The organism is Flintibacter sp. P01028, assembly GCF_041925235.1.
GTDB classification, from domain to species: domain Bacteria; phylum Bacillota; class Clostridia; order Oscillospirales; family Oscillospiraceae; genus Lawsonibacter; species Lawsonibacter aceti.
In genome coordinates this window covers 644,865-666,280 of record NZ_JBHEVC010000001.1, presented here as the reverse complement: position 1 = coordinate 666,280, position 21,416 = coordinate 644,865, and the positions used below count along the sequence as shown (strand labels likewise).

Below are 21,416 nucleotides of genomic sequence, written 5' to 3'. Positions count from 1 at the left end.
TCCCAGTGCTGTCAGCTATGGTAAAAATGCCATTGGGGATATGAATGAGCGAGACACAGCCGCATGGTTTTACCGCTGGCAGGCCCGCTGTAATAGTAGTATGCTTACATGTCTTGCGTTCTATGGGAAAGAGGAAAAGAAATGATGAGAGAAAACAAACTGCGCAGGATCTTACAGGAAGGAAAGACATCGGTGAGTACTCGTATGTGGTCCACTTGGCCGATCTTCACCGAAACTTTAGGTGCCTGCGGAAACTTTGACTACATGGAATTTGTAGCGGAATACGCTCCATTCACACAGATGGATCTGGAGAACATGGCCCGGGCAGCTGAACTGTATGAAATGGGCACTATGATAAAGGTGGATTTTCAAAATCGATTTTATGTGTCACAAAAGGCGGTAGCCTCTGGATTCCAAGGGGTCAATTTTGCTGATTGCCGGACTCCGGAGGATGTGTATGCTTCTGTCAGAGCCATCCGTCCGTTGGTAGAAGGCACAGATGGCGTATATGGATGTCCAAACCGGCGATTCATCAGCAGCCCGAATGGAGTATCCCAGTTGGAGCATATTCAACGGCTTAACGATATTGTACTATGCTTCATGATCGAAAAGCGGGAGTCTGTGGAACGGATTGAGGAGATCTGCGATATCCCAGGCGTAGATATGGTGCAATTTGGCCCGGCGGACTACTGCATGAGCCGTGGCTGGAATCGAGCGGATCATACACAGGAGTTTAAGCAGGCTGAACGACAGGTCATCTCAGCGGCCTTGCGGCATGGTGTTCAGCCGAGATGTGAGATCAATTCGCCCGCAGAGGCCCAGTATTACATCGACTTGGGCGTCCGGCATTTCAGCCTTGGAGATCAGATGGCAAAGCTGCGGGAGTTCTGGAATGGCCAGGGGAAAGAGATGAGGGACATTTCCAGAAGTCTGGATTGATAAAATGGGGGAAACCGGCTTGGCCGATTTCCCCTTCCAGCAGGTTTGGCATTCTATATGCTGGGACTGAGTTAAGCGGTGATGCCAAGCCACCAAACGATAAACTCATCGCCACCCATTCCGAACAGCTCGCTTTTAGTTCGCCTCCCAGAGGCCACTTCGATGAGAGCATCGAAAATTTCCTGCCCCATCTGCTCCAAAGTTTTTTCCCCATCGATAACAGCGCCGGCATTGAGGTCAATATCATCCTTTTGGCGGAGATAGAGGGGGGTATTGGAAGAAATCTTTAGAGTGGGGAAGTGCTGGCTGCCATAGCAGGAGCCCCGGCCAGTGGTAAAAGCGCAAAGATTGCAGCCGCCGGAAAACATGGCTGCAGCGGATACCGGATCATAAGAAGGAGAGTTCATGATGTTAAGGCCGGGAGTGGTAACAGGTTCCGCATAGCCAACTACATCGTTGAGTGGGGTGCTCCCGCCTTTTTTTGCGCTTCCAAGAGCTTTTTCCAGGACATTGGTGATGCCGCCAGCATTATTGCCGGGGGTAACTTTGCCATAGATTTGAGAGTCCTTTCCACGGCAGTAGTCCAGCCACCACCGCATGATGTCGATGAGCTTTTGCGCTACCTGGGGAGATCTGGCGCGTCGGACCAGTGCTCCTTCCACACCGAGTAGCTCGGTGGGTTCTGTGAGGACTGCGGTACCGCCGTTCTGGATCAGAAGATCGATTGCCTTGCCCAGCGCTGGATTGGCTGAGGAACCAGAGAAAGAGTCGGAGCCGCCACATTCCAGTCCGACCTTCAGATGAGAAACAGGTACCTCCTGGCGAACAGAATGATTGGCGAGGGAAAGCATGGCCTCTACCATAGAGATGCCCTTTTCCACTGATTTTCGGGAGCCGCCCTCCTCTTGGATTACCAAGCGACCCAGTGTGGGACTGGGGACTAGACCTGCTTCCTGAAAAAAGTTGTCGATATTGTTAGACTCACAGCCCAGGGCACATACAAGGGCACCTGCTATATTGGGGTTCTTGATAAGGCCGCCCAGTACCCGGCGCAAATAGATCATGGGGTCACCGGACTTCTCCAGACCGCAACCGGAAGATGTGATGAGGGGAACCACGGCGTCTACATTGGGATAAGCGGACAATATCTCTGGGGTAAAGTGGTTGGCAATTTTTCTGGCCACGGTTGCGGCACAATTGCTACATACGGTGACAGCAATACAGTTCCGTGTGCCGACTAGCCCGTTAGGCCGCACATAGCCCAGAAAAGTACGCTGTTCCTGGGCCGGTAGAATGGGGACTGGGGTGTAATCAGCACAGTAATGGTAGACTTCTTTGATGGTATCAAAACGGATGTTGTGGTTATGGACATGATCTCCAGGAGAGATATTCTGGGAAGCATAGCCGATGACTGTATTGTATTTTAAGATTGGCTCACCTTGGGCGATGGGGCGTATGGCCACCTTATGCCCGATAGGGATGTCCTGCCGGATGGTCAGACCATCTGGGGTAAGTACAGTGCCAGCCTCCGCTGCGGCACGGAGCACTGCTATATTGTCGGCTGGATCCAGATGAATCAGGATGAAGTTGTCGGCCATGTCACTCACCCCCGTTTCTACATATATTGCCTCAGCGTGGCAATGTGGGCATCGATGCGCTTTCGCTCCTCAACAGTGATAGGTTCAGTGGGGCGGCATACCCGTTCGCTGGCAAAGCCGAGGGTGCTGATGGCGTACTTGGTGGAAGCGGTCTGACTCTTCGCCATAGGGTAAAGCTTACAGATCTCATCTACAATGGCGCCCCATTTCATGGCTTCCGAAATATTACCGGCCTTTCCATATTCATACAGTTTGATGTGAGCCTTTGGAAACAGGGGGGCCAGAGAAGGGATATACCCGTCGGCTCCCATAAGCATACTGGGGACTGCCAGATTTGTAGAGCCCTGGTGTACTAGAAAATCTGTGCCTTTAAAGTGATTAAGCAGCTTGATAAAAAGAGGATAATTACCAGATGTGTCTTTTACACCGATGACCTTGTCTATTTTAGATAACTGGATGATGGTATCTGCTGTAAGCAACTGACCGGTAAAAGGCGGGATGTTGTATATCATCAGATTTGCGCTGGTGTTGCGGCTGATTTGCTCAAAATGCTGGACGGTTTCATCTTGTGTTGCGTGACGGGCATAGAACACAGGAGTAATCACAGCAGTCTGGCCACCCATATCTTCAAAACGCTTTACATTTTCTATGGCGCGCTGGGTACTGGAGTCCATACAACCGGCAATAACAGGTACTCGGCCAGCACAATGGTCCAAGGTGATTTGAATGGCTCGATCCCGCTGTTCCTGTGTCAAAGCCATACATTCGCCGTTTGATCCACACACAAAAATACCATGGATACCGTTGTTGATACAGTGGTCAATTAGGGCCCGCAGAGCCTTTTCATCTACCTTTTCCTGATCGTCAATAGGAGTAATGATCGGCGGAATGACGCCGATAATCTCTTTCTTGCTCATAAGGAATACCTCCTGATATTTGATGTATCCAGTATAAGGATAGACAAGAGAAAAGTATTGATATAAAGCACTCTTTCATTTATACTTTTCGCTCTATCTATTATCAGAACGGTAGGATTAGTACCAGTGAAAATGGAAAAGTTGAAAAGGATACGGGTACAGGCGAAAAAGATAAATACAATAAAAGCGTGCATTGACTATAATGATTTCCTGTAATGTCACCGCCACAAGAAAAAAGCCTATGAAAAAAATCAGGAGGTAATACAGATGGATTTTAAGCATAGAGATGAGATTTTCAGAACTAGTCTGCCAGGACGGGTAGTACAAAATGCCGTAGGCAAAGACAGCGCCATAGCCAGCGCGAAAATGACTGTAAGTTACTGCCGTTACTGCGCAGACAGCGGCCCTATGGCCCCTCATAACCACGCGGAGGAGTCTGTAGTAGTGCTGGACTGCGCGAGGGCATATGTGAAATGGGGGAGTGGGCCAGACAGCTTAGAACATCAACAGTGGCTCTGCCCGGGAGATATAATGCATTTTCCAGAGCTGGAGTGGCATGTGTTTGGATATGATGAAGGAGGATTCCTGGATGCTCTGTGTATCTATGGCCAGGTAACCAATATCCGGCCTGAGGAGATCTCTGGGATCCAAGAGTGAATAAGAAGAAATATTACAGCGGTCAGGAATGGCTTGAATATTTCTGTTGCAGACTTGCGGATCCTTGGGGAGACAAGCAAATGTTTTAAGAGTGTATGATCAGTAGAAAGACCTATGGGAGTAATTTTATGCGCAACGATGTGTCAGTTCACCGAGTAGTAAAAAACAAAAAGATGGCAGGGCAGTATATCGAGCCCCATAGGCACAACTTTTTTCATTATATATATTGTCTGAGCGGACACACTTGTGTGCGGGTTGGGCAGGAACGATTTGAAACCGGACCACGAAGCCTGGTTCTGGTTCCACCAGAGATATGCCACTCTATCACGAGCCTGGACACTTCCTGCTGCCTGGATTTGAAATTTACCTGCTCTAGGGAGTTGGAAGAGCGGGTGAAAAAGTTACCACTATTCTTCGCGTCCACAGTGGAGCCTGTAGGGAGCATGGTGCGAGATATTTTTGAGGAAGCGATCAACCAGAATCAGGATTATGACGAAGTAATTAGTCTGCGCTTGTATGAACTGCTTATTTCCTTGATGAGATGGGAACACAAGGAGATGGAGAACTGGCAGCTGTATGATCTAGCTGCCCAGCGAGAAGATCCGGAAATGCGGAAGATCCTCCAGATGATTGAAGAGAATATTGACAGTCCGCTATGGGTGAAGGATTTGGCAGCCAGATGTGGATATAGTGCAAACTATTTCCGGCTAATTTTCCGGGAACGAGTGGGAGTGCCGCCAAACCGATATATCAACCACCGGAAGATCGAGAGGGCCAAGGAACTGATGCTTTACTCAGAATTAAATGTGAGCCAGATCGCTGAAAAACTGAGTTATCAGAGTATCCATTATTTTAGTCGCCTGTTTAAACAAATGACTGGGATTCCTCCTTCAGAGTATATTGATCGGGTGAAGTCGGACCGCCCTGTAAATGTGATTTATAACCAAAATACGCCGGAGGGAGAATTTGAGATCCCCTTACGTAATGGTATTGGATCGGAACCATCAGAAAGGATCGTCGATGGAACAGAAAATTAGACTGCTGGGCATAGCCCCTTATTCGGAGATGCGCCCCTTAATGTTGGAGGTTTCCAAGGAGTATCAGGACATCGACTTGACAGTTTATGTAGGAGATCTGCAGAAGGGGGTAGAGATGGCCCGCCGGAATTTCTATAACGATTATGATGTCATTATCTCCCGGGGCGGGACCGCTACCATGCTTCGAGAACGGCTGGATCTTCCGGTTATTGAGATTCCGATTCTGCCCTTCGACCTGCTCCGGGCAATGCAGTTGGCGGAGCAGGTATCAGACCACTATGCGATTGTAGGTTTTCCCAATGTGACCACAAGCGCAAGGCTGCTGTGTGAGGTGATGCAATACCAAATCGACATCTATACTATTCGCAACGCTGCGGAGGTTGAGCCTGTCTTACAGTCTATCCGAGAAAAGGGGACCCAGGCCATCCTATGTGATATGGTAGCGCACACCACGGCAATGCAGCTGGGACTGGATGTAGTGCTTATCACCTCTGGAGCAGAGGGAGTGCGTATGGCGTTTACCCAGACGATTCAACTGTACGGGAATTACCGAAATCTCAGGGCAGAGAACCGTTTTTTGCGGAGCTTGATTTGGAATCAGATCAATCAAACCGTAGTGTTTAATGACCAGGGGGAACTGTTTTTCTCCACCATCGAGGACAGCGGCACTGCTATTATAGACTACCTGCGTCAAGAAAGCCTTCGAGGCGAAACAAACAGTCAGAAGCACATCCTGAAGCAGATAGACAATATTCAATATTCTATCCGCTCACACCGAGAAACTGTGGGCAATGAGCATTATACCGCCTACTATTTCTCCGAAAGTCAGGTGCCGCTGTCGGATATCCGCCGTGGCATCCGCTATTCGGGCCAATCTGAGGTGGAAGAGCAGTATTCGGGCAGCCTGTACTCAGTGGTAGGACTGCTGAGAGATCTGTATCATACGATCCAAAACATCAACCGTACCAGCCAGCCTGTTATGGTATTTGGCGAGGAGGGGACATGCAAAGAGCAGGCCGTCAATTATCTGTACCTGCAGAGCGACTGGTGGGATTCGCCGCTGGTGGTGGTAGACTGCTTCCTGCTAAATACAAAGGGGTGGAGCTATCTGATGAACCACCATAATTCGCCATTGACCAGGAGCGAATGTACCATTTTTATCAAAAATATAGACGTGCTCACCTCGGACCAGCGGGGGCAGCTATTGGCTAACATTATTGCCATGAACGTGCATAAGATGAACCGGCTCATATTCTCCTGTGTGTGCAAAAAGGACGAGGCAATGCCTGACGCCGGGGTAGAGTTTGTTGAGGTGCTGAGTTGTCTTACCCTCTATCTGCCCCCGCTGCGTCAGCGAGTCGAGAAGTTTCCGGCCATTGTCAATATGTATCTCAGCCATCTGAATACCACTATGACCAAGCAGGTATCGGGTATAGAGGCAGAGGCGATGCGAAAGCTGCAAAAATTCGACTGGCCGCGAAATTATTCTCAGTTCCAGCGTATTGTAAAAGAACTGGCCATGATGACTGAACAGCCTTATATCACCGCCGAAGCTGTTGAGGAGGTGCTGAAACGGGAAGGCTCTGTAGTGCCGGTAGGGGACAGGGGGGAGGATACTGAGGCGCCCTTGGATTTAAACCGGACATTGCAGGAGATCAATCGGGACATTGTGTTGCGGACTTTAGAGCGGGAGAACGGAAACCAGAGCCGAACAGCGGAAAGGCTGGGAATCAGCCGAACCACGCTGTGGAGAATGCTTAAGAACTAAGGAGAACTGGTGATCAAGCTGTTAGGGATATCGTGTCCATGTACGACCTGGAGTTTGAATACAAAAGGTAATTTTATCTATAAAAGCACCGTTCCGTAATTGCGGAACGGTGCTTTTTGTGTGGGAAAGGGAAAACGGATCAAAACGGCCTCATGATGATAAGCTCCTTTTAGGGGAAATGTCACGATTTGCGGGTAGAGCGCGGCGACCTCGGCGCGCCGCTCTCTCTGGACCGTGCTTTGGGCGTGCCCGGCGGTCATGCCCTACCTGCCGTGGGCCTCCTGCTGACAGCACCTATTATGAAAAGGGGCAAAAAGAAGATAGAAGAAAAGATCACAGCAAAAAAAACTCTTGATAAGTAGCTAACTACAAGTATATAATGTAGTTAGCTACAAAGGAGGTAAATATGTGGCTGATAAAAGCAGGGCAGAGTACTTCAGAGAGCGGCGGAAGAACATGAAGCAGCTTGTATTCATGGTCGACCGGGAAAAGGCGGAACAGCTGGACCAGAAGCTGGCAAAAAAGGGGATCGGAAGAACAGAATGGTTCCGTGAAAAGCTGGATGAGGAACTTTACCAAGAAAAATAGAAACAGCCCGCCACCCTCAAAAAGTCACGGACTGTTCCTAAAACACCATTCCCGAAGGTCTGGTAAATCTATGATACCACACCTCCAGGGAAAATACAAGGAGGACACGATGGCAGGCAGATAGGAGAACAAAAAAATAATACTTGACTTTCTGCTCATACAATAATATAATTATTGCAGGAGCAAAAAGTGAGGTGAGAAGATGTCTCCACGGACTGGCCGTCCGCCCAAAGAGATTACCAAAAGTGTGAACCTCGGTGTGAGATTGACGCCGGAAACCGCTGATAAATTGAAAATGTGTGCGGAAAAGCTTCAAATATCTCGGACCGAGGTCATCGAAAAGGGAATTGATTTGGTGGAAAAGAGCCTTAAAAAATGAGAGTAGCCGCTCACCCGACAAGTGTCAACGACTACTCCCTCACCATCCCCGAAGGTCTGATAAATCTATGATATCATACCTCCAGGGAAAATACAAGGAGGACACGATGGCAGGCAGATAGGAGAACAGAAAAATAATACTTGACTTTTGTATCACCATATATTAAAATTATTTTGGTGATACAAAAAGGAGGCGAAAAATTTGTCACCAAGGGGAAGGCCGACATCGGAGCCAAAGAATCACGAAACAAGAATCCGCATGTCAGACGAGGATATCCGGTTGCTGGAGATCTGTTGCCAGAAAACCGGCATGACAAAGGCGGATGTGATTCGTCAAGGGATTCGTGAGGTCTATGAGAAAATAAAATAGGGTGTTGGCCCACCTGACAAGCACACCAACACCCCACAAACACCATCCCCGAAGGTCTGGCAAATCTATGATACCACACCTCCGGGGGAAACACAAGGAGGTTTTCAGATGGAACTGCATAAGGTCCTCTTTGAGATGGAGGACCCGATGAACCGCCTGCGGGACGGCATTTGCGCCCTCTGGGTCATGTCGTTGGCGGTGGACCGGGAGGACAGCGATCTGTCCAGCGGATTTCATGCCCTCTGGGACTACCTGGACCAGATGTACGACAGGCTCCACACCCAATTTTATGCCTGCATAGAGCTGTGTCAGGCGGAGCACAAGGGGAGCGCCCCCGCCCAGGACTAAGGGGAACGGGCAAAGGGCATCAGGCGGCTGTCCATCGGGCGGCCGCCTCCCTTGTGCCGGGGAGAGGGTCAGCCCACCTCCGCCCTCCCCAGGCCGCCGGTGTACCGGCGGATCAGAAGGACGACCGCCAGGGCCACTACCCCCTCGGTCACCGGCATAGCCAGCCATACCGCCTCCGGCCCCAGAAGGGCGGGGAGGGCGAGGATCAGCCCGCCGCTGATGACCAGCCCCCGGGCCACCGACACAAAGAAGGCGGCGGCGGGGCGCAGGAGGGACTGGAAGTAGTAGGTGGAAAAGATATTCAGCGGGAGGAGCAGGAAGGACAGGCCGTAGGTCCGGAGGATGGCCGGGGCAATGGCGTAGATATCCGGCCCGGCGTCCATGAAGATACGGACAAACCCATTGGGAGCCGCCCAGATCAGGGCGGTCCAGGCCAGACTGAAAAAGGCGGCGGCCCACAAGGCATATCGGAGCGTCTGGCGGAGGCGGTCCCATTGGTGGGCGCCGAAGTTGATGGACAGGATCGGCTGGGCGGACTGGCCCACGCTGTAAGCGCAGCACTGAACAATGGTGCTTACGTTGACGATGATGCCGTATACCGCCAGGGCGTCTGTCCCCAGGCAGGACATGATCTGCCGGTTGAACAGGGTGGTGAGGATGCCCATGGCGATGTCGATGAAAAAGGTGGAGAAGCCGGTGACCAGGATGGCGCGGAGCTTTTGGGGCAGGCGGCTGGGCCACAGGAAGCGCAGCGTGTTTTTTGGGGACAGGAAGTGAGTCAGGGCTACCAGCAGGGAAATCACCGAGCCAATAGCGGTGGCCAGCCCGGCCCCAAAGATACCCATATCCAGCACAAAGACAAAAAAGTAGTCCCCAAAGATGTTGAAGATACCCCCGGACAGGACGGCCGCCGCCGCCCGGCCGGGGTCTCCGTCATTGCGGAGAAAGGCGGCCAGCATCTGGTTAAACAGAAAGACAGGCACGACCCACTTGACCGGAAGAAGATAGGCCTGGGCCAGGGGGAGCAGCGCCTGGTCAGCCCCGAACAGGGTGAGAAGGGGGGCGTCCAGTAGGAAGATGACCAGCCAGCTGATAATAGCCAGCCCGGACACGCCCAGCAGGGCGGCGGAAAAATATTCCCGCTCCTGCCGGCTCTGGCCCTGGCCGCGGGCTGTGCTGAACAGCACGGAGCCGCCGATGCCAGCCAGCAGGCCCAGGCTGTATATGATATTCCACACCGGGGCCACCACCGCCATTGCCGCCGCCCCCTGAGGGCCGTGGTACTGGCCTACCATGGCGGTGTCCACCAGCCCATAGATGGAGGAGATGATGGCGCTGCCAAAGGCGGCGCCCAGATACCGGAAATAGAGCTTTTTTACATTTCCTGTCAGCAGGTCCACAGAAGATCACTCCCAGTTGTGAGATCGGTCCGAAGGACAACAAAAAAGCCGGATAAGCCAACGGGCATTTCAGCCCGTCACCTTATCCAGCGTACCATTTCTTCTGTCGAATGGCGTACCCTCCGAGTGACCGAAAGGATTATACCGAGAGAAAAGCGGGTTGTCAAGGGGGGGGTTCAAGGGGCCAGTCTGGACGGGAGAAAACAGTGGTAATTCCGCCCCTGGTGTGATATGCTCTTTCTTGAGAGAGTGATCTCTATGCTGTTGGCCCGCCGGCTGAAGATCATGATGGGGCCGGGAGCTCGATCCTGCTGCCTCCCCATGGGCGGTGGCGGAGGGCCTGGGGCGAGGACTGCGCGCTGTTTTACCCTGATTTTCATGAAATCGAGGAAATGACCATGAGTTTTGACCGAGAGCGGTTCCTGCCGGTGAGCATCCAGGATATGGAGCGCCGGGGCTGGGACTTTTATGACTTTCTGCTAATTACCGGGGACGCCTATGTGGACCACCCCTCCTTCGGTCCGGCTATCATCGGCCGGGTGCTGGAGGCCGAGGGCTATCGGGTGGCCATGCTGGCCCAGCCCGACTGGAGGGACCCGGAAGCCTTTGCCGCCCTGGGGCGGCCCCGGCTGGGGGTGCTCCTCTCCGCGGGCAATATCGACTCCATGGTGGCCCACTACACCGCCGCCAAAAAGCGCCGCCATGATGACGCCTACTCCCCCGGACGGCGAGCGGGCCTGCGCCCCGACCACGCCACCATTGTCTACTCCAACCGGGTGCGGGAGGTCTTTGGGGACATCCCCCTGGTCATCGGCGGACTGGAGGCCAGCCTGCGCCGCTTCGCCCACTACGACTACTGGGAGGACAAGGTGCGCCGCTCCATCCTCTTCGACGCCCAGGCGGACCTGCTGACCTACGGTATGGGGGAGAGGGCCACCATCGAGATCGCCGCCCGGCTAGCCAGTGGCACTCCGGTGGGGGAGATCACCGATGTGCGGGGCACCTGTGTGGCGGTGAAGTACCCGGATGTGTGTATATATCCCAGGGTGGAGGTGCCCTCCTTCGAGGAGGTGTCCGCCTCTAAGGAGGCCTACGCCAAGGCTAATATGGTGGAGTATCAGGAGCATGACGCTGTGGTGGGTAGGGCCATCCTGCAAAAGCACGGCCGCCAGTTCCTGCTGGTCAATCCCCCGGCCTTCCCCCTGACTACAGAGGAAATGGACCGGGTGGCCGAGCTGCCCTATGTCCGGGAGCCCCACCCCATGTACGACGAGATGGGGGGCGTGCCCGCCATCGAGGAGGTGCGCTTCTCCGTCACCCACAACCGGGGATGCTTTGGGGCGTGCAACTTCTGCTCCCTGGCCTTTCACCAGGGACGGACCATCTCCTGCCGAAGCCACCAGTCGGTCATCCGTGAGGTGAAGGCCCTGACGGAGCACCCCGGCTTCAAGGGCTATATCCACGATGTAGGCGGCCCCTCGGCCACCTTCCGCCGGCCCTCCTGCCAGAAGCAGCTCAAGCACGGGATGTGCAAAAACCGGGCCTGCCTGGCCCCGGAGCCCTGTCCTAACCTGGATGCGGACCACACCGACTATATGCTGCTGCTGCGCAAGCTGCGGGAGATCCCCAAGGTGAAAAAGGTGTTCATCCGATCCGGCATCCGGTTTGACTATCTGATGAAGGACCCCAGCGGGGAGTTTTTTACCGACCTGGTCCAGCACCACATCTCTGGCCAGCTCAAGGTGGCGCCGGAGCACTGTGTGGCCCATACTCTGGACTACATGGGAAAGCCCCACATTGAGGTATATGAAAAATTCCGAGAAAAGTATTTTAAGCTCAACCGGCGGTATGGCAAGGACCAGTATCTGGTGCCCTACCTCATCTCCTCCCATCCAGGCTGCACTCTGGAGGACGCGGTAAAGCTGGCCGAGTGGCTGAACAGGCAGGGCCATATGCCTGAACAGGTGCAGGACTTCTATCCCACACCGGGCACCCTGGCCACCTGCATGTGGTACACCGGATTGGACCCCCGGACTATGGAGCCGGTGTTCGTCCCTAAGACGCCCCACGACAAGGCCCTCCAGCGGGCGCTGATGCAGTGGCGCAAGCCCCAAAACCGTAAGCTGGTGCTGGAGGCCCTCCACCGGACGGGCCGGGAGGACCTGATCGGCTACGGCAAGCACTGTCTGGTCCGACCGGACAGAGGAGCGCGCTCCTCGGACGGACCGGGGGAGCGGGCTCCAGCCGCCAAGGGAAAGGGCGGCGGCCAATCAGCTGGCAAGAAAGGCGTCGGCACCACCCGGCGGGAGAGCGTGCACAGCCGGCAGAGGGTGGAGAAGAAGGAGGCCCGTCCGGCCCGTAAGGCGGGCTGGGCTAAGGCCAAGCCCAAAAAGGGAGGCCGCAAGAAATGAGACCCTGGACCGGGCTGAAAAAAGACGTGAATAGAATGAGAAGGGGTCCGGCAAACTGGTTTTGCCGGACCCCTTTGGGGTTTGCCTCTTTTTTAATAATTCATCGTGCTCCGGTTACCGGGATTAGGCTCCCAGCTGGGGGTGCCGGTGGTCCCGCCAGTGATGTCTCGGGCGGCATCGCCGATACCCCGGCCCACGTCGCCGATGGCATCACCGGCTCCGCGGATCAGATCCCGCGCTCCCTGGGTCAGGTCTCGGCCCATGTTGTCGTTCCGGCTGCCGTATACTCGCCCATTGGCGTCAGCAGAATAGCGGCCGTCCTCCAGATAGTCATAGGCGTTGCTGCGGTCATAGGTGGTACGCCGGTTTCTGGTCTGGGCGGAACCGGACACAGAGCCGTTGGCAGGGCCATTGGTACCGCTGTTGGTATTCCCGTCCGTGTTGCCGCAGGAGGCCAGGGTGGCCACCATGGTCACAGCCAGGCCAAGAGCCATTAGATATCGTTTCATTCTCAACTTCCTCCCGTCCTGTTTGTCCAACGGAAGTTCCATCCGGGTGGTAGTATGTGTCTTTTGTCTGCCGAAAAATCCGGTAATGACTGTTCTCATTGACAATTTTTTCTATGTTTTGCGCTGGAAAAAGCCCTTGATCTGGAAAAAACTTTTCTCCAGCTCTTGCAATCCGCCTTGGTTTGTGGTATAGTCATGATGTTATTAAGGTAGTATTGGTGAGAGTGGGGTCAAGGCTCCGCTCTTTTTGATTGACCAAATGGGCCGAACCTCCGGGAGTGAGGGGCAAAATAGGAGGAACTTTATGGCAAAAGTTACCGATACCGTGGCCGCGTTGGCCCTCCCCGTGGTGGAGGGGGCTGGATGCACCCTCTGGGATGTGGAATATGTGAAGGAGGCGGGGGAGTGGTTCCTCCGCGTCTACATCGATAAGGAGGGCGGCGTGTCCATCGATGACTGCGAGGCGGTTTCCCGGCCCCTGTCCGACCTGCTGGACGAGGCCGATCCCATTGAGGGCAGCTACACTTTTGAGGTGTCCTCTGCCGGGGCGGACCGAGTGTTGAAAAAGCCGGATCATTTCGCCCAATTCTTGGGGGCCGAGGTGGAGGTAAAGCTCTACCGCCCCAGAGATGGCCGCAAAGACCATGTGGGTCTGCTCCGTGCCTTTGAGGACGGAAATGTGACCCTGGAGGTGGGCGGCAGCCCGGTGGACTTTGAAAAGAAGGAGATCGCCCTGGTCCGGCTGTATCCCCGGTTTTGACGGACACGACCGCCATTGGGGCGGCCCGCTGCGCAAAAGCTATACAATGAACGGCGGCGCTTCCGCTGTTTTAGGAGGAAACTATCGTGGCTAAGAGAGCAACCAAAAAAGTCAACAGCAATGAGCTGGACGGCAAGGAGTTCTTTGCCGCCATCGCCCAGATCGAGCAGGAGAAGGGCATCAAGCCCGGCTATATGATGGAGAAGATTACCCAGGCCCTTCTGTCCGCCTATAAGAAGGACCACGAGGGGATGGGGGAAAATCTGGTCATCGAGGCCAATGAGGAGACCGCCACTGTCCGCCTGTTTTTGAAGAAGGAAGTGGTGGAGGTGGTGGACGACCCCGCCACGGAGATCAGCCTGGACGAGGCACGAAACGCCCTGCCCCAGGCCCAACTGGGCGATGTGGTCCGCATGGAGATCAAGCCCCGGAACTTCGGCCGGGTAGCCGCGCAGACCGCCCGCCAAGTCATTATCCAGGGCATCCGTGAGGCGGAGCAGGGGATGATCTATGACGAGTTCTGCTCCAAGGAGCAGGAGCTGGTTACCGGTGTGGTTACCCGTATCGATCCCCGGAACGGTGCCGTGTCCCTGCGCATCCACTCCGGCTCTGAGTTCACCGACGCCTATCTGGGCGCCAATGAGCAGGTGAAGGGCGAGCGGTATGTGGAGGGCCAGCGGCTGAAGGTCTATGTCGTGGAGGTCCGTCCCAACAGCAAGGGTCCCCAGGTTCTCATCTCACGGACCCACCCTGGACTGGTCAAGCGGCTGTTCGAGCTGGAGGTGCCTGAGATCTATGACGGCACCGTGGAGGTCAAGTCTGTGGCACGGGAGGCCGGCTCCCGCACCAAGCTGGCCGTCTGGTCTGCCGACCCCAACGTGGACCCCATCGGCGCCTGCGTCGGCCCCCGGGGCCAGCGGGTCAACACCATTGTGGATGAGCTGAAGGGCGAGAAGATGGACATTATCAAGTGGTCTGAGGACCCGGCGGAGTATATCGCCGCCGCCCTGTCCCCCGCCGACGTTCTCTCGGTGGAGGAGCTGCCCGACGGCAAGAGCTGCCGGGTGGTGGTGCCCGACGACCAGCTCTCCCTGGCCATCGGCAAGGAGGGGCAGAACGCCCGCCTGGCCGCCAAGCTGACTGGATATAAGATCGACATCAAGCCCGCCTCCGCCCCCCTGGAGCCCATTGAGGCTCTTGAGGAGGACCTGCCTGCGGGGGAGATCACTGAGAACGATAACGCTGAGGCTCCGGAAGAAGCCTGATTTGAATCGAGTGGAGAGTGAAGATATCTCCTATCTTAGCTCGCTGCTCTCAACTCTGACCAAAAGGGTGGTGCGGACCGTGCCCAAGAAGATTCCCATGCGCCAATGTCTTGGCTGCCGGGAAATGAAACCAAAAATGGAGCTGATCCGGGTGGTCCGTTCCCCTGAGGGAAAGGTGTCCCTGGACTTTAAGGGCAAGCTGCCCGGTAGGGGAGCCTATCTGTGCCCCAATCCAGACTGTCTGAAAAAGGCCAGAAAGGCCAGAGCACTGGAGCGGGCTTTCTCCGCCCAGATGCCCGATGAGGTCTGGTCTGGGCTGGAGGAGCAGATGAAGGAGGTGCCGGCGGATGGCTAATGATCCCATCCTCCACCTGCTGGGCTTGGCCAAAAAGGCCGGCAGGCTGGAGGTCGGTGAGGAGCCGGTGGGGGCCCTGTGCCGGGCCCGGCAGGCCAAGCTGGTGCTGCTGGCCGCTGACGCCGCCCCTAACACCTGCCGAAGGGCCGCCCATTTCGGCCAGGCGGGCAACGTGCTCTGGCTGGCCCTCCCCTTTTCCAAAGCGGAACTGGGGCTGGCGCTGGGCCGCTCGTCCTGTGCCATGGTCGCCCTGGCAGATTCGGGCTTTGCCGCCTCCATCCTGGAGAAGCTGGCCGCCCGCGATCCGGAAAAATACGGCCCCGCCGCCCAGCAGATCCGGGAGAAGGCCGACCGGGCCCTCCAGCGTCAGCGGGAGAAGCGGCAGCACGAGAAAAACCTGCGGGAGGGCAAACGAAAGCCCTGGGCCCCGCCTCCCAAGAGGGAGGAGGCCCCCCCTGCCCCCGCCAGGAAAAAAGCTGGACCCAAGGCTCCCCAAGAGGGGAGCGGGCCCCGTTTGGCCAAGACCGGCGGCCGCCGGACTGACCGTACCCGCAAGACAGGCCCCGGCGGCCGGCGCCTGTCTGGTAAGCTCCGGCATGATAGCTAAGAAACGAGGTGGCTTCTATCTATGATGATAAAATATCCGCTCCATAAAGTAGCAAAGGATTTTAAAAAGGGAGGCAAGGACCTGCCCTCCAAGGCGGTCATGGACATCTTGACCCAGTATGGACACCCGCCTAAGAACCATATGCAGCCCTTGACCGACGAGGAGCTGTCCATCGTCTTTGAGTATCTGACTCAAAATAACCAGATTGACTCCATTGAATCGGTCTATGCTGATATCTACCATGACCCCGATGCCAAAAAGCCCGCTCCCTCCGCCCCTAAGGCAGAGGTCAGGGAGCAGCCCAAAGCCGAGCAGAAGGGCCAGCAGGCCGCCCAGCCTCAGCAGGGCCGTCAGCCCCAGCCCCAGTCCCAGACTCAGCAGCATCAGGCCAAGCAGCAGCAGTCGGCGCCCCGCCCCACCACCAGGGAGAAGAAGGTGGTGGATACCAGGGGCAGTGGCACCGTCAACCTGGATAAGTACGACGAGCGCCTGGAGTCCTTTACGGATCAGAAGCAGCAGGACCGGGGTGGAAAGCAGAAGTTCCAGGGCCGCAACGCCCAGCGCCAGCGGGGCGGTAAGCAGGCGGGCTCCTTCGGCAACAAGCGCAAGCAGGAGGAGCAGGACCGGATGCGCCGCCTCCAGCTTGAGATCGCCAAGAAGGCTCCGGTCAAGGTCCTGATCCCCGACGAGATCGCCGTGGGCGAGCTGGCTTCCCGGATGAAGAAAACGGGCGCCGAGGTGGTCAAGTGCCTGATGAAAAACGGTGTGATGGCCTCTCTCAGCGAGATCATCGACTTCGACACCGCCGCCATCATCGCCGAGGAGATGGGCTGCAAGGTGGAGAAGGAGGTCATCGTCACCATCGAGGAGAAGCTCATCGACACCGCCGAGGACAAGGCCGAGGATCTGGAGCCCCGTGCCCCCGTGGTGGTGGTCATGGGCCACGTGGACCACGGCAAGACCTCCCTGCTGGACTACATCCGCAACGCCAACGTGGTGTCCGGCGAGGCGGGCGGCATCACCCAGCACATCGGCGCCTACCAGGTGGAGGTAAAGGGCAGCCCGGTCACCTTCCTGGATACCCCCGGCCACGAGGCATTTACGGCCATGCGGGCCCGTGGCGCCATGATTACTGACGTGGCCATCCTGGTGGTAGCCGCTGATGACGGCATTATGCCCCAGACCGTGGAGTCCATCAACCACGCCAAGGCCGCCGAGATCCCTATTATTGTGGCCATTAACAAGATGGATAAGCCAACCGCCAACCCCGACCGCATCATGCAGCAGCTCACCGAGTATGAGTTGGTGCCCGAAGAGTGGGGCGGCGAAACGATTGTCTGTCCTATCTCCGCCAAGACAGGCATGGGCATTGACAACCTGCTGGACATGGTGGTCCTCACCGCCGAGATGCGGGAGCTGAAGGCCAACCCCAACCGTTCCGCTCACGGCGCGGTCATTGAGGCCCGGCTGGACAAGGGCCGCGGCCCCATCGCCACCCTGCTAGTCCAGAACGGGACCCTGAAGCAGGGCGACGTGATCATCGCCGGAACCGCCGTAGGCCGTGTCCGCGCCATGACTGACGCCAAGGGCCGCAAGCTGACCGAGGCCGGTCCCTCCGTCCCTGTGGAGATCATCGGCATGGGCGAGGTGCCCGGCGCTGGCGACGACTTCCACGCCGTGGCCGACGAGCGCATGGCCCGTGAACTGGTGGAGCAGCGCAAGCACGAACAGAAGAACGCGGCCTCCGCCCCTGTGGGCAAGGTATCTCTGGAGGATCTGTTCAGCCAGATCCAGGCCGGGGAGATGAAGAATCTAAACGTCATTGTCAAGGCCGACGTCCAGGGCTCTGCCGAGGCGGTGAAGGCCAGCTTGGAGAAGCTGTCCAACGAGGAGGTCCGGGTCCGGGTCATCCACTGCGCTGTAGGCGCTATCAGCGAGAGCGACGTGATGCTGGCCACCACCTCCGGGGCCATCATCGTAGGCTTTAATGTCCGCCCGGACGCCAACGCCAAGGAGAACGCCGCCCGCAATCATGTGGATATGCGGATGTACCGGGTCATCTACGACGCCATCAACGAGATCGAGGCGGCCATGAAGGGGATGCTGGCGCCCAAGTTCAAGGAAGTGGAGCTGGGCCGGGCCGAAGTCCGCAACGTGTTCCGTATCACCGGCGTGGGCATGGTGGCCGGCTGCTATGTGTTGGACGGAAAGATGCAGCGCAACGCTCAGATGCGCCTGCTCCGGGACAACATCGTGATCTACGATGGCGCTATTGCCTCCCTCCAGCGATTCAAGGACAGCGTCAAGGAGGTGGCCGCCGGCTACGAATGCGGCATTACCTTCGAGAAGTTCCAGGACATCAAGGAAGGCGACGTCATTGAGGCCTTCCTGATGGAGGAAGTGGAGCGCTGATGGCGCATGAGTACCCCGCGTAGCGGGGCGCGCCCTTTGGCGCGTAAAATCGAAGCCAAAGGCTGAGATTTGCGGAGGGCGGATTTATTCCGCCCGAGCATTTCAAATCAAAGGGGTCCCCGCGGGATGGGACATCCCGTGGGGAAATGCGGCATCACCTTCGAGAAGTTCCAGGATATCAAAGAGGGCGACATTATCGAGGCCTTCGTTATGGAACAGATCGAGGTTTAAGGGAAAAGGCCGCCGAAGGCGGCCCCGGCCTGAAAATTTCCCTTTTAATCTTCCGAAAATCATTGTATAATACAATATGGCACAGGGCGGGCACAAAGTGCCCGCCCTGTGCCGCTTATTCCAGCGTCTGCATATACGGATTGTGAAGGGAGAGACAGGTCAGCTGGGCCCCCAGCTTAAAGCCCTCCTCAAAGGCGTACTGCCCATAGGCGTGGACCGGATCTTTGCGTAGGTATTCCGGGAAACGCTCCGGGTCGTACGGGACACACCAGTAATGGTACAAGAGTTCAAAGAGCATAGTCATCCTATTCACCTCACGTAAATTTAGCTATAAGCTTAATCGTCTTTAGTATATCAGCTTTTAGCTAAAAGTCAAGGGGGAATTTTGTGTTCAATAAAAATCAATTCGGGGAACGTCTGCGGATACTTCGAAAGCGGGCCAATGAAAACCAAGGAGATTTGGCTGCTATATTAGATGTGACTATTACACAGATTAGTGATATGGAAACCGGGAAGAGAAGTACGACCCTTGAAAAATTTGCTCTGATCTGCGAGCACTACCAGGTGTCCGCCGACTATCTGCTGGGCTTTCAGGACGAGGAGCGGTGAACCTCTGCCCGAAGACATCCCCAAAAGGAGGAAACATTTATGGCAAGCAATCGAATCGGCCGGATCAATGAGGAGATCCAGCGGGAGCTGGCTTCTCTGATCCCCAATGTAAAAGATCCACGGGTTACCGGCATGATCTCAGTAACGGCGGTGGAGACCACACCGGATCTGCGGTACGCCAAGGTCTATATCTCCGTACTGGACAAGGGGGACTGCGCCCAGGTGCTCAAGGGGCTGAGGTCCGCCTCCGGCTATCTGCGCCGGGAGCTGGGCCGGGCGCTCCAGCTGCGCTACACCCCAGAGCTGTCCTTTGTCCAGGACGACTCCATTGTCAAGGGAGCCCACATCCTGGAGCTGCTCCGGGACCCTGAGGTGGTCAAGCCGGTCAACCCGGACAATCCCTATCAGGAGGACAAGGGCATATGACAGCCAAACAGGCGGCCGAATTTTTAATGGCCCGCGATAACTTTTTGATCCTGACCCACCTGCGTCCCGACGGGGATACCATCGGCTGTGCCGCCGGCCTGTGCCGGGCTCTGCGCCGGGTTGGGAAGGAGGCCTATGTGCTGGAAAATCCAGAGGCTACCTCCCTTTTTACCCCCTATCTGGAGGGACTGCTGGCCCGGTCGGGCTATGAGCCCAAAACGGTGATTTCGGTGGATATCGCCGCCCGCTCCCTGTTTCCAGACAATGCTGTGAAATATGTAGACCGGGTGGACTTGGCCATCGACCACCACCCGTCCCAAGAGTTTTTCGCCCATGAGACCTGTCTGGATGAAAAAAAAGCCGCCTGCGGCGAGTTGATGTATGAGATCGTACAACATTTCTGCCAGATTTCTCCAGAGATAGGGGAGGCCCTGTATGTGGCTGTTTCCACAGACTGCGGCTGCTTTGTTTACAGCAATACCACCGCCGCCACCCACCGTGTCGCCGCCGACCTGATGGACAGCGGCTTTGACCCCTATCCTGTCAATCGGCGGCATTTCCGGACAAAGTCCTTCAAGCGGCTGAAACTGGAGGGACTGCTGGCCGCCGGGATGGAACTGCGGGATAGAGGAGAAACGGCGCTGGTCTTTCTGACTCTGGATATGCTCTCCCAGGTAGGGGCCCAGGAGCGGGATATCGAAGATATCTCTGCCTTTGTGGGCCAAGTGGAGGGCGTCAAGACCGGGGTGACCCTGCGGGAGCTGGAGCCGGGGGTATGCAAGCTGTCTCTTCGTACCGACCCAGGGGACCTGAACGCCAGCGCCGTCTGCGCCCGGATGGGCGGCGGCGGCCACGCCGCCGCCGCCGGAGCCACCATTCAGGGTACTATGGCCCAGGCCCGTCAGGCAGTCATCGACGCGATTGAGCAGGTGCGGAATGGCTAATGGGATCGTTATCATCGATAAGCCACAGGGCTGGACGAGTATGGACGTGTGCGCCAAGCTCCGAGGTATCCTTCATGAGAAGCGGGTGGGCCATGCCGGCACACTGGACCCCATGGCGACCGGAGTGCTCCCGGTGTTCGTCGGCCGGGCCACACGGGCGGTGGAGTTTGCTGATAAGTCCGATAAGGAATATATTGCTGGATTAAAACTTGGAGTTATCACCAATACCCAGGATACCAGCGGCCAGGTGGAAGAGCGGCGCCCGGTTTCCGTTACGCCGGACCGGCTGGAGGAGGTGCTGGGGCAGTTTCGGGGAGATATCCTCCAGGTGCCTCCCATGTATTCCGCCATTAAGATTAATGGAAAAAAGCTCTACGAGTTGGCCCGGAAAGGGAGGGAAGTAGAGCGGCCGCCCCGGCCGGTGACCATCCGCTCCCTTATGGTGGAAGGGCAGAGCGCCCCCGACGAGTTTACCATCCGGGTGCGGTGCTCCAAGGGCACCTATGTCCGGACCCTGTGCCACGATATCGGGATGGCCCTGGGCTGCGGCGGATGTATGTCCTCCCTGCGGCGGACAATGGCTGCCGGCTTCGGCCTGGAGGATGCCCTGACCTTAGACCAGGCAGGGGAGGCGGCCGACCCAGCGGCCCTGCTGCGCCCTGTGGACGCCTTTTTTGCTGACCGGGAGAAGCTGGTCCTAGACCCAGCGGCAGAGCGGAAAGTCCGCAACGGCATGACAGTGGTTATGCCCAGGTTAGCGACCGGAGAATATCGGGTGTATGGCCAGAATGGTGAATTTCTGGCCCTGTGTCGGGCTGGGAGCGGCAAGCTGACGACAATCAAAAGTTTTTTCCAGGTTTGACTGGCCCCCTATGGAAACAGCGCCC

The 21,416-nt window shown here is 56.3% G+C and carries 22 protein-coding genes; 17 read left to right on the top strand and 5 right to left on the bottom strand.

The window, feature by feature from the left end; genetic code table 11:
* The first annotated feature begins 192 nt into the window (after positions 1 to 192).
* Entirely contained in the window at positions 193 to 939 is a 747-nt protein-coding gene (locus tag ACEVJK_RS03270; RefSeq protein WP_340405309.1) for an HpcH/HpaI aldolase/citrate lyase family protein, read from the top strand.
* A 71-nt stretch (positions 940 to 1,010) separates the two neighbouring features.
* Here the strand turns inward: ACEVJK_RS03270 and ACEVJK_RS03265 are convergent, their stop codons facing one another.
* Together ACEVJK_RS03265 and ACEVJK_RS03260 are read right to left on the bottom strand one after the other, a co-directional pair.
* The gene (locus ACEVJK_RS03265; protein ID WP_186852190.1) at positions 1,011 to 2,537 is read right to left on the bottom strand and encodes a UxaA family hydrolase; all 1,527 of its coding nucleotides are present in this window, start codon (positions 2,535 to 2,537) and stop codon (positions 1,011 to 1,013) included.
* 17 nt (positions 2,538 to 2,554) lie between these two features.
* Positions 2,555 to 3,454, bottom strand: a complete 900-nt coding sequence (locus tag ACEVJK_RS03260; RefSeq protein ID WP_262669479.1) for a dihydrodipicolinate synthase family protein — start codon at positions 3,452 to 3,454, stop codon at positions 2,555 to 2,557.
* Between the two features lie 267 nt (positions 3,455 to 3,721).
* Here ACEVJK_RS03260 and ACEVJK_RS03255 point away from each other — a divergent pair, with 267 nt between their 5' ends.
* The 6 genes from ACEVJK_RS03255 to ACEVJK_RS03230 all read left to right on the top strand — a co-directional run bounded on the left by ACEVJK_RS03255 (position 3,722) and on the right by ACEVJK_RS03230 (position 8,600).
* Complete coding sequence (locus tag ACEVJK_RS03255; RefSeq protein ID WP_262669480.1) at positions 3,722 to 4,111, top strand: hypothetical protein; 390 nt, start codon at positions 3,722 to 3,724, stop codon at positions 4,109 to 4,111.
* A gap of 128 nt (positions 4,112 to 4,239) precedes the next feature.
* Positions 4,240 to 5,148 carry an AraC family transcriptional regulator gene (locus tag ACEVJK_RS03250; RefSeq protein WP_240286840.1) on the top strand — a complete coding sequence of 303 codons (909 nt, stop codon included), beginning with the start codon at positions 4,240 to 4,242 and terminating at the stop codon, positions 5,146 to 5,148.
* Positions 5,132 to 6,916, top strand: a complete 1,785-nt coding sequence (locus ACEVJK_RS03245; protein WP_186852186.1) for a sigma-54-dependent transcriptional regulator — start codon at positions 5,132 to 5,134, stop codon at positions 6,914 to 6,916. The genes ACEVJK_RS03250 and ACEVJK_RS03245 overlap by 17 nt, the downstream gene beginning before the upstream one ends.
* A gap of 408 nt (positions 6,917 to 7,324) precedes the next feature.
* Positions 7,325 to 7,504, top strand: coding sequence for a hypothetical protein (locus ACEVJK_RS03240; RefSeq protein ID WP_147571018.1), 180 nt, complete (start codon positions 7,325 to 7,327; stop codon positions 7,502 to 7,504).
* 202 nt (positions 7,505 to 7,706) lie between these two features.
* Positions 7,707 to 7,883 (top strand): ribbon-helix-helix domain-containing protein, encoded by a 177-nt coding sequence (locus tag ACEVJK_RS03235; RefSeq protein WP_147571017.1) that lies wholly within the window; start codon positions 7,707 to 7,709, stop codon positions 7,881 to 7,883.
* A 477-nt stretch (positions 7,884 to 8,360) separates the two neighbouring features.
* Positions 8,361 to 8,600, top strand: coding sequence for a hypothetical protein (locus tag ACEVJK_RS03230; protein WP_147571016.1), 240 nt, complete (start codon positions 8,361 to 8,363; stop codon positions 8,598 to 8,600).
* Between the two features lie 68 nt (positions 8,601 to 8,668).
* Here the strand turns inward: ACEVJK_RS03230 and ACEVJK_RS03225 are convergent, their stop codons facing one another.
* Positions 8,669 to 10,000, bottom strand: coding sequence for an MATE family efflux transporter (locus tag ACEVJK_RS03225; RefSeq protein WP_374739947.1), 1,332 nt, complete (start codon positions 9,998 to 10,000; stop codon positions 8,669 to 8,671).
* 398 nt (positions 10,001 to 10,398) lie between these two features.
* On the opposite strand from ACEVJK_RS03225, the gene ACEVJK_RS03220 reads away from it, so the two are divergent.
* A complete protein-coding gene (locus ACEVJK_RS03220) occupies positions 10,399 to 12,411 on the top strand; it encodes a YgiQ family radical SAM protein (protein WP_374739946.1) in 2,013 nt (670 codons plus the stop codon).
* A 92-nt stretch (positions 12,412 to 12,503) separates the two neighbouring features.
* Here ACEVJK_RS03220 and ACEVJK_RS03215 read toward each other — a convergent pair whose 3' ends face one another.
* Positions 12,504 to 12,920: a hypothetical protein gene (locus ACEVJK_RS03215; protein WP_374739945.1), complete on the bottom strand. Its 417-nt coding sequence runs from the start codon at positions 12,918 to 12,920 to the stop codon at positions 12,504 to 12,506.
* A gap of 304 nt (positions 12,921 to 13,224) precedes the next feature.
* Here ACEVJK_RS03215 and rimP point away from each other — a divergent pair, with 304 nt between their 5' ends.
* From rimP to infB, 5 genes are all read left to right on the top strand, one after another.
* Positions 13,225 to 13,680, top strand: coding sequence for a ribosome maturation factor RimP (gene rimP, locus ACEVJK_RS03210; protein ID WP_240286845.1), 456 nt, complete (start codon positions 13,225 to 13,227; stop codon positions 13,678 to 13,680).
* An 86-nt stretch (positions 13,681 to 13,766) separates the two neighbouring features.
* On the top strand, positions 13,767 to 14,945 hold the full coding sequence (gene nusA, locus ACEVJK_RS03205; protein WP_147571011.1) for a transcription termination factor NusA: 1,179 nt from the start codon (positions 13,767 to 13,769) through the stop codon (positions 14,943 to 14,945).
* A gap of 79 nt (positions 14,946 to 15,024) precedes the next feature.
* The gene (gene rnpM / locus ACEVJK_RS03200; RefSeq protein ID WP_186852429.1) at positions 15,025 to 15,300 is read left to right on the top strand and encodes an RNase P modulator RnpM; all 276 of its coding nucleotides are present in this window, start codon (positions 15,025 to 15,027) and stop codon (positions 15,298 to 15,300) included.
* Positions 15,293 to 15,907, top strand: coding sequence for a ribosomal L7Ae/L30e/S12e/Gadd45 family protein (locus tag ACEVJK_RS03195; RefSeq protein WP_262669484.1), 615 nt, complete (start codon positions 15,293 to 15,295; stop codon positions 15,905 to 15,907). The genes rnpM and ACEVJK_RS03195 overlap by 8 nt, the downstream gene beginning before the upstream one ends.
* A 21-nt stretch (positions 15,908 to 15,928) precedes the next feature.
* On the top strand, positions 15,929 to 18,319 hold the full coding sequence (gene infB, locus ACEVJK_RS03190; RefSeq protein ID WP_262669485.1) for a translation initiation factor IF-2: 2,391 nt from the start codon (positions 15,929 to 15,931) through the stop codon (positions 18,317 to 18,319).
* Between the two features lie 346 nt (positions 18,320 to 18,665).
* Here the strand turns inward: infB and ACEVJK_RS03185 are convergent, their stop codons facing one another.
* Positions 18,666 to 18,848, bottom strand: a complete 183-nt coding sequence (locus ACEVJK_RS03185) for a hypothetical protein (protein ID WP_374739944.1) — start codon at positions 18,846 to 18,848, stop codon at positions 18,666 to 18,668.
* A gap of 89 nt (positions 18,849 to 18,937) precedes the next feature.
* Here ACEVJK_RS03185 and ACEVJK_RS03180 point away from each other — a divergent pair, with 89 nt between their 5' ends.
* From ACEVJK_RS03180 to truB, 4 genes are read left to right on the top strand one after another with little or no spacing between them, the layout of a single operon-like run.
* Positions 18,938 to 19,159, top strand: coding sequence for a helix-turn-helix domain-containing protein (locus ACEVJK_RS03180; protein WP_186852180.1), 222 nt, complete (start codon positions 18,938 to 18,940; stop codon positions 19,157 to 19,159).
* A gap of 39 nt (positions 19,160 to 19,198) precedes the next feature.
* On the top strand, positions 19,199 to 19,585 hold the full coding sequence (gene rbfA, locus ACEVJK_RS03175) for a 30S ribosome-binding factor RbfA (RefSeq protein WP_240286853.1): 387 nt from the start codon (positions 19,199 to 19,201) through the stop codon (positions 19,583 to 19,585).
* Positions 19,582 to 20,529 carry a bifunctional oligoribonuclease/PAP phosphatase NrnA gene (locus ACEVJK_RS03170; RefSeq protein ID WP_147571005.1) on the top strand — a complete coding sequence of 316 codons (948 nt, stop codon included), beginning with the start codon at positions 19,582 to 19,584 and terminating at the stop codon, positions 20,527 to 20,529. The genes rbfA and ACEVJK_RS03170 overlap by 4 nt, the downstream gene beginning before the upstream one ends.
* Complete coding sequence (truB, locus tag ACEVJK_RS03165; protein WP_186852177.1) at positions 20,522 to 21,391, top strand: tRNA pseudouridine(55) synthase TruB; 870 nt, start codon at positions 20,522 to 20,524, stop codon at positions 21,389 to 21,391. Before ACEVJK_RS03170 ends, truB begins: the two co-directional genes overlap by 8 nt.
* The last annotated feature ends 25 nt before the right edge of the window (positions 21,392 to 21,416 follow it).